General features: G+C 40.3%; 15 protein-coding genes. 13 read left to right on the top strand and 2 right to left on the bottom strand.

Annotated elements, in window-relative coordinates; translation table 11 throughout:
• Positions 1–6 precede the first annotated feature (6 nt).
• Together rbr and IWB18_RS04520 are read right to left on the bottom strand one after the other, a co-directional pair.
• The gene (rbr, locus tag IWB18_RS04525) at positions 7–543 is read right to left on the bottom strand and encodes a rubrerythrin (protein ID WP_195682419.1); all 537 of its coding nucleotides are present in this window, start codon (positions 541–543) and stop codon (positions 7–9) included.
• 57 nt (positions 544–600) lie between these two features.
• The gene (locus IWB18_RS04520) at positions 601–855 is read right to left on the bottom strand and encodes a glutaredoxin domain-containing protein (RefSeq protein ID WP_195682418.1); all 255 of its coding nucleotides are present in this window, start codon (positions 853–855) and stop codon (positions 601–603) included.
• Positions 856–998: 143 nt separating this feature from the next.
• On the opposite strand from IWB18_RS04520, the gene IWB18_RS04515 reads away from it, so the two are divergent.
• From IWB18_RS04515 to mtgA, 13 genes are all read left to right on the top strand, one after another.
• The gene (locus IWB18_RS04515; protein WP_195682417.1) at positions 999–1,634 is read left to right on the top strand and encodes a DUF3786 domain-containing protein; all 636 of its coding nucleotides are present in this window, start codon (positions 999–1,001) and stop codon (positions 1,632–1,634) included.
• A gap of 172 nt (positions 1,635–1,806) precedes the next feature.
• Positions 1,807–2,808 carry an energy-coupling factor ABC transporter permease gene (locus IWB18_RS04510; protein ID WP_195682416.1) on the top strand — a complete coding sequence of 334 codons (1,002 nt, stop codon included), beginning with the start codon at positions 1,807–1,809 and terminating at the stop codon, positions 2,806–2,808.
• Positions 2,809–2,825: 17 nt separating this feature from the next.
• The gene (gene cbiQ / locus IWB18_RS04505; protein WP_195682415.1) at positions 2,826–3,623 is read left to right on the top strand and encodes a cobalt ECF transporter T component CbiQ; all 798 of its coding nucleotides are present in this window, start codon (positions 2,826–2,828) and stop codon (positions 3,621–3,623) included.
• 13 nt (positions 3,624–3,636) lie between these two features.
• Entirely contained in the window at positions 3,637–4,377 is a 741-nt protein-coding gene (locus IWB18_RS04500; RefSeq protein WP_195682414.1) for an energy-coupling factor ABC transporter ATP-binding protein, read from the top strand.
• Between the two features lie 51 nt (positions 4,378–4,428).
• Positions 4,429–4,845 (top strand): DUF3842 family protein, encoded by a 417-nt coding sequence (locus IWB18_RS04495; protein WP_195682413.1) that lies wholly within the window; start codon positions 4,429–4,431, stop codon positions 4,843–4,845.
• 1 nt (position 4,846) lies between these two features.
• Entirely contained in the window at positions 4,847–5,035 is a 189-nt protein-coding gene (locus tag IWB18_RS04490) for a CooT family nickel-binding protein (protein WP_195682412.1), read from the top strand.
• 159 nt (positions 5,036–5,194) lie between these two features.
• A complete protein-coding gene (metA, locus tag IWB18_RS04485) occupies positions 5,195–6,112 on the top strand; it encodes a homoserine O-acetyltransferase MetA (protein WP_195682411.1) in 918 nt (305 codons plus the stop codon).
• A gap of 28 nt (positions 6,113–6,140) precedes the next feature.
• Complete coding sequence (locus IWB18_RS04480; protein WP_195682410.1) at positions 6,141–7,424, top strand: O-acetylhomoserine aminocarboxypropyltransferase/cysteine synthase family protein; 1,284 nt, start codon at positions 6,141–6,143, stop codon at positions 7,422–7,424.
• A 129-nt stretch (positions 7,425–7,553) separates the two neighbouring features.
• Positions 7,554–10,103: a PEP/pyruvate-binding domain-containing protein gene (locus IWB18_RS04475; protein WP_195682409.1), complete on the top strand. Its 2,550-nt coding sequence runs from the start codon at positions 7,554–7,556 to the stop codon at positions 10,101–10,103.
• Positions 10,104–10,252: 149 nt separating this feature from the next.
• A complete protein-coding gene (locus tag IWB18_RS04470) occupies positions 10,253–11,542 on the top strand; it encodes a PocR ligand-binding domain-containing protein (RefSeq protein WP_195682408.1) in 1,290 nt (429 codons plus the stop codon).
• 15 nt (positions 11,543–11,557) lie between these two features.
• Positions 11,558–12,196 carry a glycine betaine-specific corrinoid protein MtgC gene (gene mtgC / locus IWB18_RS04465; protein WP_195682407.1) on the top strand — a complete coding sequence of 213 codons (639 nt, stop codon included), beginning with the start codon at positions 11,558–11,560 and terminating at the stop codon, positions 12,194–12,196.
• 229 nt (positions 12,197–12,425) lie between these two features.
• Positions 12,426–12,800 (top strand): B12-binding domain-containing protein, encoded by a 375-nt coding sequence (locus IWB18_RS04460; RefSeq protein ID WP_195682406.1) that lies wholly within the window; start codon positions 12,426–12,428, stop codon positions 12,798–12,800.
• A gap of 35 nt (positions 12,801–12,835) precedes the next feature.
• The gene (gene mtgA / locus IWB18_RS04455; RefSeq protein ID WP_195682405.1) at positions 12,836–13,759 is read left to right on the top strand and encodes a [methyl-Co(III) glycine betaine-specific corrinoid protein]--tetrahydrofolate methyltransferase MtgA; all 924 of its coding nucleotides are present in this window, start codon (positions 12,836–12,838) and stop codon (positions 13,757–13,759) included.
• The last annotated feature ends 21 nt before the right edge of the window (positions 13,760–13,780 follow it).

Genomic DNA, 13,780 nt, shown 5'->3' with positions numbered 1-13,780 from the left:
TTTTTTTTAATAATTAGTGCATCTAAGCTCAAAGTGGGCCTGAGGATGATCGCAAACAGGACATTCGTCCGGTGCGGAGCTTCCTGTATGAACGTGACCACAGTTTCGGCAAACCCATACTTGTTCTTCAGGTTTATTAAAGACAGTATTGCTTTTAATATTGGCTAAAAGTTTTAGGTACCTTTCTTCATGGAGTTTTTCGACTTTTGCAACTCCTTCAAATTTTTCTGCTAATTCGTCAAAACCTTCTGCTTTGGCAGTTTCAGCAAATTCCTTGTACATGTCTGTCCACTCGTAATTTTCACCTTCAGCGGCAGCAGCCAGATTGTTTTCCGTTGTGGAGATGCCTTTTAAATACTTGAACCACAATTTGGCATGTTCTTTTTCGTTGCCGGCCGTTTCCTCAAAGAACGCCTTTATTTGTTCATAGCCTTCTTTTTTTGCAACGCTGGCAAAGTAATCGTATTTGTTTCTAGCCTGAGATTCGCCTGCAAAAGCTGTCCATAGATTTTTTTCTGTTTGTGTGCCTTTTAAGTCTTTCATTAAAATACCTCCTAAGTGATTTCAGTTGTCTTGATTTTTAATCGTGATGAAATTATATCATTTCCCCAGGATTTTATCCAGCGCTGAAGAGTTATTCAAGGCTTTCAATTCTGCAAAGCCTCCGATGAATTCATTGTTGATAAAAACGAACGGTACGGACTTGTGACCCGTTTTTAAAGACAGTTCGTTAAATTTTTGAGAATCTCCGTCAATACCGATTTCTACATAGTCTATTTTCTTTTTGTCCAAGAGGGCAATCGCTCTTTTACAGTAAGGGCAATAGCTCCAGGTATATAGTTTTACTTCTTTCATCTTTTTTAAATACCTCCCAGCAGCACCATGAATTTTTTTTTACCCGAAGTTTATACTTTTTAAACATGAAAATTTCTTATTATGTTGAATTTTTGTCAAAAAAATTATACTATGTAGAAAAGAGTACGTAAAGGGGAAATTTTATGGATGACAGACAGGGAAGGGTTCCCTTTGAATATGCCTTAAAAAATTTCAGCAGGAGAGATCCGTCGGAAATCGAAAAAAGACTGCATGTTCCCTATGATGCGGACAAGAATGAATTTGAAATACATATAATGGGAGAAAAATATAAAGTCAGCTGGCCTGATGGGATCATTCGTGATCAGTCGGGTGATGTTGTCGATTCATACGTGATCGGAATATTGGTTTTGAGATTTCTGGGAAATGGGGTGCATGTACCATTGGAAGAAAAGTGCATAACCTACAAAGAAATACCCGATGGTCAAATTTATTATCCCAATTTTAAAAAAAGAACCTTGGACAAGTTGGCTGAAAAATTTCAAGAAAACAAAGATTTATTCAGATTTGCGGATCCAAATAAATTTAGAAAAACTAAAACTGGAGATGACGGAAGGGAATTCATGATCGTGGACCATGTTCCAATGACGTTTATCTGTTGGCTTGGAGATGACGAATTCGGACCAGAAGCAAACATCCTTTTCGACCAAAACATCAGCAACTATTTTAATGCCGAAGATTTGGCGGTACTTCCTGACTTGGGAATAGCATATTTTAGTAATGGCTGCAAGTTGCCCACGTCATTTGGGATGTACGATTAAAGCGAAATCAAAATCATTGACAAATAAATAGCGAAGTGTTATATTTTGTATAGAGAGATCAAGAAGATCTTAGTTGCGTTAAATGAAATGTTTTGAAACCAGACTCATGAAGAGGCCTATTTGGGTATGTCTTCATGAGTTTTTTATTATTTAATCAAAGGAGATGTTGATAATGCATATGGCAGACGCTTTATTATCACCTGCGGTGGGTGGCGCCATGTGGGCTGCAGCCTCGGGGGGAGCAGCTTATTCGGCAAATAAGCTAAAGACAGATCTAGATGACAGGAAGATCCCGTTGATGGGAGTCATGGGGGCGTTTGTATTTGCTTCCCAGATGATAAACTTTACCATACCGGCAACTGGTTCCAGTGGTCATATTGGCGGTGGAATGTTATTGGCTATTTTACTGGGGGGGCATGCAGGGTTTTTGACCATGGCATCGGTACTGTTGATACAAGCATTGTTCTTTGCCGATGGTGGTTTGCTCGCTTTGGGGGCAAACATTTTCAATTTGGGTTTTTTCACCTGCTACGTTGCATATCCGCTTATCTACAAAAAAATAATCTCAAACAAATACACCAGGGGGAGGCTGATCGCAGCATCGGTCATATCGGTAGTTGTAGCATTGCAACTGGGAGCGTTCAGCGTTGTTTTACAAACATTCTTTTCAGGAAAGACTGAACTGCCATTTACTTCATTTTTATTGCTCATGCAACCTATACATCTGGCCATAGGCTTGGTGGAAGGTTTGATAACTGCGGCTGTAGTGTCTTTTGTTTGGAATGCCAGACCGGAGATCATAACTCACGCAAACGAGAGAAAGCCGCTTAAAAACATCGATATCAGAAAGGTTATTGTAGGTGTGCTGATAGCTACCGTAGTTGTAGGCGGCTTTCTTTCATGGTTTGCTTCTGAAAATCCGGACGGTTTGGAATGGGCAATATTCAATACCACGGGAACTGAAGAATTGGAAGGATCAAACCCGGTAAACGAGTTTTTCGCAAGAATTCAGGAAAAGACAGCTTTTTTACCGGATTACGGATTTAAAGAAACATCGGAAGGCGCGGGAAATTCCGGAACTTCATTCTCCGGGGTGACCGGTGGTATAATTACCATGGTATTGGCTCTTGGAGTCGGGAAACTGATATCTGTATTTAAGAGAATAAAATCTTAACAAACGGGAGATTTCAAATGTCAAATATAACCGGTGCTTTATATAAAATTAGATATCTGGATGAGTTTTCGAGAAAGAAAACCTTGATGCACCGACTAAGCCCGACCATCAAGTTGATAGTGACTTTGATCTATATTCTCCTGGTAGTTTCCTTCGGGAAGTATCAGTTGGGCGGAGTTATTGCAATGTCAGCCTATCCATTGATCATGTTGAGCTTGGCGGAAATGCCCGCTAAGGAACTTATTAAAAGAGTGGTTGTAGCAATGCCTTTTGTAATGGGGGTCGGAATATTTAATCCGGTGTTTGACCGAGATATTATGACATATTTTTTGGGGATCGGAATATCGGGTGGCTGGATTTCTTTCCTGACTTTGATAGTTAAAGGTGTTTTGACCGTTTCTTCAGCCATAATACTCGTAGGAACTACGGGCATTGAAAATATTGCTCACAGCATGAGGATCCTAAAGATGCCGAAAATATTTGTTGTGCTGATACTTTTGACCTATAGATATATTTCAGTTTTAATGGAAGAGGCCGCAAGCATTTGGACTGCGTACAAACTCAGGGCACCGGGTCAGAAAGGGATCAGACACGATGTTTGGGGCCCGCTTTTGGGACAGCTGTTGCTGAGAACATATGACAGAGGTATAAGGGTTTATGATGCCATGATTTTACGCGGATTTGACGGCGATTTTCGCATGGGTACAGCTTTCGTCACCGGAATAGGTTCGTATTTGTTCCTTTTGATAGCCCTTGCAGGATTTTTAATTATCCGTTTGTCTGTGATCACCATGATTTTAGATTTATTAATATGAACTGGAGGAAATTATGAGTCATCATAAAATCGATATAAAAGATTTGGATTATATGTATCCTGACGGGAAAAAAGCGGTAAATGGATTTAGTATAAACATAACTCACGGTGAGTCAGTGGCATTAGTAGGGGCAAATGGAGCTGGAAAATCAACTCTTTTAAGTTTGATGGTGGGTATATTGATGCCTCAAAAGGGAGAGATAATAATTGGAGACACTCATTTGTCAAAAGAAACACTTCCCTTGCTTAGGCAGAAGATAGGAATGACTTTTCAAAATGCGGATGACCAGCTTTTTATGAATTCGGTGTACGAGGATGTGGCATTCGGACCCAGAAATTACAAACTTAACGAAGAAGAAGTGGACGCGCGTGTGATTGGGGCGTTGAAAAAAGTAGATGCACTGCACTTGAAGGACAGGCCGCCTTACAAGCTTAGCGGCGGAGAAAAAAGAGCTGTCTCAATAGCAACTGCGTTATCTTTGGATCCCGATATACTTCTCATGGATGAACCCACAGCAGCATTAGATCCAAAAAGTCGTAGAAGACTTATAGGGATTTTGAAAGAGTTTGCACACACAAAAATAATTGCCACCCACGATTTGGACATGGCTTTGGATGTTTGCGACAGAACCATAGTTATGAATCAGGGTACGGTCGTAGCAGATGGAAGAACAAAAGATATAATGGTAAATGACGAGTTGCTTGAAAAATGCAGCCTGGAAAGACCGCTGATTTTACAGGGGCAAAATAACTGAAGTATGTGATATAATGTATTAAAATATCAATGTTTGGCGGTGTTTACATAAATGAAGATAGCTGTGATCGATGGACAAGGCGGCGGAATAGGCCGGGTCATTATTGACAAGATTAGACAGGAATTTGGTCAGGATGCACATGTAATTGCACTTGGAACCAATGCTTTGGCAACTGCGGCAATGTTGAAGGCTGGAGCCAATGAAGGCGGCACGGGAGAAAATGCCATAGTGGTCAATTCTGGAAATGTGGATGTAATTATGGGAAGCATAGCTATATTAGTTCCTGATTCCATGACCGGCGAATTGACTGACAAGATGGCTTCTGCCATAGCAAAGAGCAAGGCTAAAAAAATATTTGTACCTTTGAATAAATGCGACATTTATATAGCGGGTGCGGTCAACGAGCCTTTACCTCACTATATAGATTATTGTATTAAAATTTTAAAAGATATTATGGGAGGAAAATAAAATGTGCGAATCTAATGTTTACGTATTGGGCGCTGATGGAGAAAAAACTTTAGTGATGGAGTCGGTAGACAAGATAATTCCTAGCGACACAGAGGTTTTCTTGGAAAATATTTTTGGTGAAAGAAAAACTGTAAAGGGCCACATAAAAGAAATGACTCTTGTGGATCACAGCATTTTGCTGGGAGAGTAACCAGAAATTACCCGGGGAATAATTTTCCCGGTTTTTTCTTTATATATTTATTTTTTTCTTTTCAAAATTAATACTTGGTGTTATAATACATTTCATATCTTACTTTTTCGATATGAATAATTTGTTTAGTGCACGACAAAATAATCGAGGAGTGATTTTATGCCTATTAAAATACCCGACAACTTGCCTGCCATCGATATGCTGGCCAAGGAAAATATATTTGTGATGGGAGAGGAAAGAGCTGCCCACCAGGACATCAGACCATTAAAAATAATAATTCTGAATCTGATGCCCACCAAAATCATCACTGAGACCCAGTTGATGCGTTTGTTGGGAAATACTCCATTGCAAGTGGAAGTGGACCTTCTCAAGACCAGGACATACGTGTCGAAAAATACATCTGCAGATCACCTTGAAACATTTTACAAAACATTTGATGAAATCAGACAAAAGAAATATGATGGAATGATAATAACCGGTGCACCTGTTGAAAAGTTGGAATATGAAGATGTGGACTATTGGGAGGAACTTACCGAGATAATGGATTGGAGCAAAAACCATGTATTTTCAACATTGCATATTTGCTGGGCTGCCCAGGCAGGACTTTACCACCATTACGGCATTAAAAAATATCCGCTGAAGGATAAAATGTTCGGTATCTTTTCCCATCATCCAACAAACAATACAACAATGCTTTTAAGGGGATTCGATGATGAATTTTATGCGCCACATTCAAGGTATACGGAAGTAAGAAAATCCGACATTGAAAGGATTTCCGAACTTGAGATCCTTTCAGAGTCTGATATTGCCGGAGTTTATCTTGTAAGAAGCAGGGATAACAAGCAGGTGTTTGTAACAGGTCATGCAGAATATGATGGGGATACCCTTAAAAGCGAGTACGATAGAGACATTTCTCAAGGCTTGAATATAAAAGTGCCCGTCAACTATTATCCTGATGATGATCCCGGAAGAGATCCGGTGGTCAGATGGAGAGGTCATGCGAACCTCCTTTTTTGCAACTGGCTGAATTATTACGTCTATCAGGAAACACCGTTCGATCTGGAAAGTTTATCTTAAAAATTAATCCGAAAAGGAGTGTGAAGTCATGAGCAACAAAGATTACAAATTTGAAACACTGCAGGTTCACGGAGGACAGGAACCTGACCCTACGACCGGTTCAAGGGCCGTGCCGATTTATCAAACCACATCATACGTTTTTGACAGTGCAGAACATGCAGCAGACCTGTTTGCGCTAAAACAGCCAGGGAACATATATACCCGGATAATGAATCCGACTACGGATGTTTTTGAAAAACGAATGGCGGCTCTTGAGGGCGGTATTGCTGCATTGGCTGTTGCTTCAGGGTCCGCAGCTATAACTTATGCAGTGCTGAATATTGCCAAGGCAGGAGACAATATTGTTGCTGCAAGCACGCTCTACGGGGGTACTTACTCTCTTTTTGCAAACACTTTGCCGAAAATGGGAGTAAAAGTCAACTTTGTGGATCCGGATGAAACGGAAAATTTTCAAAAGGGAATAGATCAAAATACAAAAGCAATTTATATTGAAACAATTGGAAATCCAGGGATAAATCTAATAGATTTGGAGCAGGTTGCCAAAATAGCCCATGAAAACGGGATTCCCCTGATAGTAGACAATACTTTTGGTTCCCCTTACCTGATCAGGCCAATCGATCATGGTGCAGACATAGTAGTTCACTCAGCAACCAAGTTTATAGGCGGTCATGGAACTTCTATTGGTGGAGTGATCATTGATTCCGGAAAATTTGACTGGACCATGAATGACAAATTTGAAGAGATAACAAATCCTGATCCTACATACAATGGAGTGAGTTACACAGAGACATTTGGACCAGCGGCATACATAGTAAAATGCAGGGTTCAGTTGTTGAGAGACACCGGAGCATCAATAAGTCCATTTAACGCATTTCTTCTTCTTCAAGGTTTGGAGACATTGTCGCTCAGAGTAGAAAGGCATGTTGAAAACACCAGAAAGATAGTAGCATTTTTAAATGGTCATTCCAAAGTATCCTGGGTGAATTATCCGGAATTGAAAGACAACAAATACAACGAATTGTGTAAAAAATATTTCAAAAAAGGAGTAGGTTCCATATTTACATTTGGAATCAAGGGTGGAACGGAAGAAGGTAAAAAATTTATCAACGGGTTGAGTCTTTTCTCAATGCTTGCCAATGTTGCTGACGCCAAATCTCTTGTGATACATCCTGCAAGCACTACTCATTCGCAACTTACCGAAGAAGAACAAATAAGGGCCGGTGTCAGACCTGATATGATCAGGTTATCTGTGGGAATTGAAAATGTGGATGACCTCATCGAGGACTTGGACAAGGCATTAAATCAAATATAAATACAAATCAAGCAGCCATCATATCATAAATGAAGGCTGCTGTTTTTTATGAATTTTAATTTTCAGTATATTCTGATAAAATAGGAAATATAGGAGTACTGAGAATTTGGATCCGAATGGAGGGAAATTATGGCAAAGGCATACAACAAGGTCAGTACTGGAATCACAGGTTTTGACGAGGCTATAGGCATGTTGCGAATGGGTGACAATGTGGTGTGGCAAGTGGATTCCATTTATGATTACAAAGGATATGTGGCTCCATTTTTAAAAAGATCCCTTAAGGAGGGAAGAAGAGTCGTATACATGCACTTTGGTCAACATGAGCCTCTCATCGACAACAATGTTGATGTAGTATGGTATGATTTGGACCCGGATCAAGGGTTCGAGTCATTCGGGACTCAGGTTTACGACATAATCACCAGTGAAGGTAAAGAGGTGTTTTACATATTCGACTGTTTGAGCGAACTGCTGCAATTTTGGCATTCTGACCTGATGATTGGAAACTTTTTCAAGATCACTTGTCCGTATCTTTTCGAACTGGAGACTGTTGCATATTTCGCCCTTCTCAGGAACCGCCATACATATTCGACAATAGCCCGAATCAGAGAAACCACACAGGTTTTATTTGATCTCTATCACATAAAAAACAATTATTATGTGCACCCTCTCAAGGTTTGGGAAAGATACTCATCTACCATGTTCATACCCCACAAGTCCACGATGACGGAATTTACTCCCGTTACAGCCAGTGCGGACTTGGCGGAGATATTTTCATTTACAGGCATACAACCTGAAAGAAAAGACCATTGGAACAACCTGTTTGAAGAGGCAAGAGACAGTCTTTTTCTGTCTGAGGAAGAACAGGATAAAATGAAGGATCTGATAATTGGCTTGATCATCGGAAGAAGTGACAGGATCAACGAAATGGTGAAAAAATATATGACATTGGCTGATTTGTTGAATTTGCAGACACGCCAGATCGGAACAGGCTTCATAGGAGGCAAATCGGTAGGAATGCTTTTAGCAAGGAAGATACTGGAAACAAGACAGGAATATGATTTTGATAAAGTTCTTGAGCAACACGACTCATTTTATCTGGGCTCTGACATCTTCTACACCTACATAGTTCAAAATGGATGGTGGAAGTTAAGGAGAAATCAAAAGAAGATGTCTGGATATTTTGAGTATGCAAAGATATTGAAGGAAAAAATGCTGGAAGGGAGCTTTCCGGAAGTTATCCGGGAGCAATTTCAGCAGATGCTGGAGTATTTCGGACAATCACCGATAATCGTTCGAAGCAGTTCATTACTGGAGGATGACTTTGGAAATGCGTTTGCCGGCAAATATGAAAGTGTATTCTGTGTTAATCAAGGTTCGCCCGAGGAAAGATATAAAGCCTTTGAAAATGCTGTCAAGAGGATATATGCCAGCACAATGAAAGAAGAAGCGCTTGCATACAGGCTGAAAAGGGGATTGTTTGACAAGGACGAACAGATGGCAATACTGGTACAGCGGGTATCCGGAGATTACCACGAAGATTACTTCTTTCCGCATATAGCAGGTGTCGGAAACTCTTCCAATCTTTATGTTTGGGACGACAGTATCGACAGAAATGCCGGAATGCTGAGGCTTGTATTTGGATTGGGAACCAGAGCCGTGGACAGGATCATGGGGGATTATCCAAGGATAATATCATTGGACAGACCGGAACAGTCCCCACTTTTAGACTACGAGGACGAGTCCAAGTTTTCCCAAAGAATGGTAGATCTGCTTGATCTTAAAGAAAATATCCTGACCGAAAAAACTCTTGAGGATGTTATTGAAAAGGACTTGGGGACCGACAAAAGTATGTTCGCCAAGCCGGATTATAAAACAAACCAGAAGATGAAGGAATTGGGATTTAAAAACAGAAGAAACTATATTCTCGGATTTGACAAGTTGTTGAAGGAGTCGGATTTTCCCGTGAAAATGAGAGATATGCTGACAACTCTTGAAACTTTGTACGATTATCCCGTGGACATAGAATTTACCGCCAATTTCGATCAAAAGGGTGGCTATAGAATAAACTTGGTTCAATGCAGACCATTACAGACCAAAGGACCGGGAGATCCGGTGGAGATGCCGGAAATTACGGATAAGAGCCAGTGTCTGTTCGACATAAAAGGAAACTTTATGGGTGGTAACGTCCGACTGCCCTTGGATTACATAGTTCACGTGGATCCGAAAGGCTATATGGAACTTGGCAACCAGGGAAAATATTCCGTTGCAAGGACTATTGGTACTATCAACAATGCGCTGAAAGATAAAATCGTAATGATAATGGGGCCCGGAAGATGGGGAACGACCACGCCCACCTTGGGTGTACCCGTCAGTTTTGCGGAAATAAGCAATGTTAAAGCCATATGCGAACTTTCATACAACATAGGTGGATTCATGCCCGAACTTTCTTACGGAAGTCATTTCTTCCAGGACATGGTGGAATCAGACATATTTTACGTGGCAATATTCGAGGGTTACCCAAATGTATCATACAACCCAGAGTACATGAATAAATATGAAAATCTTCTATTAAAATTTGATCCAGGAGCGGATCCTTTGACTGAAGTAGTCAAGGTGATCCAAGCGAAAGACATGGAAATATATTCTGATATCATAACTCAAAAGGTTATTTGCAAATAGATGATCTTATATAACAATTTGACAAAAAGCAAAATTTTACCTAAAATACAAAATAGACGATTGCGAAACTTATAATAAAAAGTATATATATAATATGTGAGCTGTTGGTCGAATTATATGCAAGTTTCAAATACCATGGGGAGGGGCTTATGGAAAATAACAGAAAACAACTGCTTGAAATCGTAGATAAAGACTTTTTAAAAAATATTTTGGATGCTTTCACCAAAGCTACGGGGTTGACTGCCAATATAGTTGACGTTGAGGGCAGGTCGATTTTTTCCAAAAAAGATGCCCAGAAGAATTGTCAGTTTTGCAAAATGATTTGGGAAAAACAAAGGGAAAAAGGTGTCAATAGATGCAGGGGCGCGTACTCCAGGGCAGGCAAACAGGCAGCAATTTTCGGAGAACCGTATATTTTCAGATGTCCCGCAGGCCTTATAGAATGGGCGGCACCGATAGTGATCGACAACAAGCATTTAGGATCAATAATCTGCGGTCAGGTCCTGATGTGGGAGCCCGAAGAGTTTTTCTGGATCGAATTGAGAGAAATGAACAAAAATATAATAGACGATTTTGGTGCCTTGTTCGATGCGGCCAAAGAACTTAAGGTGGTTTCAGGAGAAAAGGTACAAGGGGCTGCCGACCTTTTGCACATGACAGCCAACTATATTATGGATTCAGGATGGAAAAATCTCAAGCACCAGGAAGAGATGGACAAACAAAAGACCCTTCTAAATCAAGAGATCGGCAACAGAAAGTATTTGGAAGAGCAATTAAGTGCACAATGTTCAAACCACCTGTTGGACAAAGAGAGGGAATTGACGGGCAAAATAAAAATTGGAGACCTGAACATCATGGATCTTTTCAGGAGTTTGCTGAGAGAGATTTTTATTAACAGCGGGGCAAAAATAGGTGTTTACAAGGCAAGGGTCCTTGAATTGGGTGTAATTCTCTCGCGAGCTTTCATCGAAGGCGGAGCGGATATGGACGCAACCCTGGAAATCAGCACTGAGTTTCTCCAAAAGGTGAATGGCCTCGAAACCATGAAAGAGATAAATCTTGGAGCCGAGAACATGCTCGAAGGGTTCATTTCAGAAATCAAATCCAATACATACAGTAAAAACAAGATGATCATCAGAAATATCAAGGCATTCATAAGATCAAACTACGATCAGAACCTGACTTTGGAAGATATTGCTTCTTCAGTTTATTTAAGTCCCAGCTACGTAAGCAGGGTTTTCAGGGAAAATCAAGGGATAACAATAACCGATTATCTAGCCATGGTCAAACTGGAGCACGCAAAGAAGATGCTTAAAAATCCTGAATTTCAGATCGATTATATTGCAAAAAAGCTGGGTTACAGCGATGCCAGCTATTTTTCCAAGGTATTCAAGAAAAAAGAAGGCATGTCACCGACCCAATATAGAACCATAGTTTGATAAAGGCGGGATCCAATGGAAAATATTATAATAGAGATTCAAAAGGGCATAATCCAGGGGGATGCACAAAGGACGAAAGAGAAAACTACAATGGCCTTGTTGCAGGGTATAGATCCCGAAAAGATCATCGAGGAAGGTTTATTGTCGCCCATGGTTGGGATAGGTCAAAGATTTAGGGCCGGCGAGCTTTTTATACCGGATGTATTGATGTCATCCAGGGCTATGCACGCCAGTCTATACATAATAAAGGCAAACCTGGAACAAAGCAAATTTTTTGATAAGGGATTGATCGTCATTGGTACAGTGGCCGGCGATCTTCATGACATTGGCAAGAATATGATATCGATGTTTCTGGAGAGTCAGGGATACAACATTATTGACTTGGGTATAGACGTTCCTGCCAGCACTTTTGTAGAGGCTGTAAAGGTGCACAAACCGGACATACTTGCCTTGTCGGCATTGCTTACAACAACGGTTTCAGAACAACAGTCGGTGGTGGCAAAATTGAAGGAGGCAGGGCTGAGAGACAAGGTCAAAGTTATAGTTGGCGGCGGGCCTGTAACCATCGAATTTGCAGAGTCCATTGGTGCGGATGGATTTGGAAATCATTTGTTTGATACCATTGATTTAGTAAAAAGGCTCACAGAGAACTAAAAAGAGTAAAAGTCAAAACAGATTGAGAAAGGTAAAAAAATTACCTAAAGTTGTAATCTGATTTGGCTTTTTTATATTTTTTGCATAAATTTGTGCAAAATATTACCTGAGAGTGTTGTAATCGTCTACAGACAATCAAAATCAAAGATAGTATCATAGTAAATGTCAAAAGAAGTTGTAATAACAATAAACAATACAAATACGCGGAGGTGATGATGGGAGGGAAATCATGAATGGCGCTGAAGCAAATACGGATTATCTAAAAAGTATAACCAAAATGATCGAATCACTGGAAGAAGATAAACTTATAAGGACCATAGAGGATTTTGCAGAGATGAGACCTGGATCGCAGGAGGTCCAAAAGGTGATACAAGCATGTAAAAAGGGAATAAAGGGAGTTGCTGAAAAATTCGAAAGCGGAAGCTACTTTGTGGGGGACATCGTATACGCAGGAGAAATCATAATGGAAATCGAAGAAATATTAAAACCTCTGGTGGGGGAATCTTTTCTTGAAGAAGAAACGAACAGGGAAGATACCATTGTGGAAGAAATACTTTCCATGGAATTATTTGCAAATCGCAACAGTAAAGTCAGGCCAAATTAACAACATATAGAAAATAAATTTAAAGGAGAGAGATTATGTTTAGATTTACAGCAGATCAGCACGTTTACGACATTGCAGGAGTCAAGGTTGGAGGTCAACCTGGAGAATATCCTTCAGTTTTGATCGGAAGCATATTTTACAGGGGACACAAAATAGTCAAAGATTCAGAAAAAGGCATATTTGATGAGGACGAGGCTAAGAGACTTTTAGACAAAGAAGCGGAGCTAAGTGCAGAAACGGGAAATCCTAGAATAGTTGATGTTTTGGGAGATACAGTAGAAGCACTGACAAGACACGCAGAATTTGTGCTTAAACACACCGATACCCCTATCTTGTTTGACAGCCCAAGTCCTGAAGTAAGAATGGGAGCACTTAAAAATTTTGCTAATGATCCTGCAGTAATAGACAGAATCATTTACAATTCGATCGAAGAAAACTATTCTGAAGACGAGTTGCAGGCTATCAAAGACAGCGGCGTCACAGCAGCAGTGTTGTTGGCATTCAGTAAAAAACATCTAAAACCCAACAAAAGAGTTGATTTGTTGACAGGTAACGACGGAAAATCAGAAGGATTGTTGAACGCAGCCAAAAGAGCCGGAGTGGATAAATTTTTGATAGATCCGGGCGTACTGGACGTTGCCAGCAGCAGCTGGACTACAAAGGCGATCTACGATATTAAAGAACAATACGGATATCCGGGAGGTTGTGCTCCTTCAAACGCGTTGTACTTGTGGAAGAAGATGAGAGAAAAAGGATCACCTTATTTCCAAGTAGCAGGCGGATCGGTTTTCACATATCCTATAACACAAGGTGGAGATTTCATACTATACGGTCCTATAGCCAACGCACCATGGGTATACAGTGCAGTAGCCACAACTGATGGAATCATCGCTTATTCAAATAAACTGACTGGAACCAAGTTGGGAACGCAAGAACATCCGCTTTTAAAGATATTTTAAAATTTAATAATATGAAGGGAG

The organism is Alkalibacter mobilis, from assembly GCF_015594845.1.
In the GTDB taxonomy this organism is placed as follows: Bacteria; Bacillota; Clostridia; order Eubacteriales; family Alkalibacteraceae; genus Alkalibacter; species Alkalibacter mobilis.
This window is presented reverse-complemented; position numbering and strand designations above follow the sequence as displayed.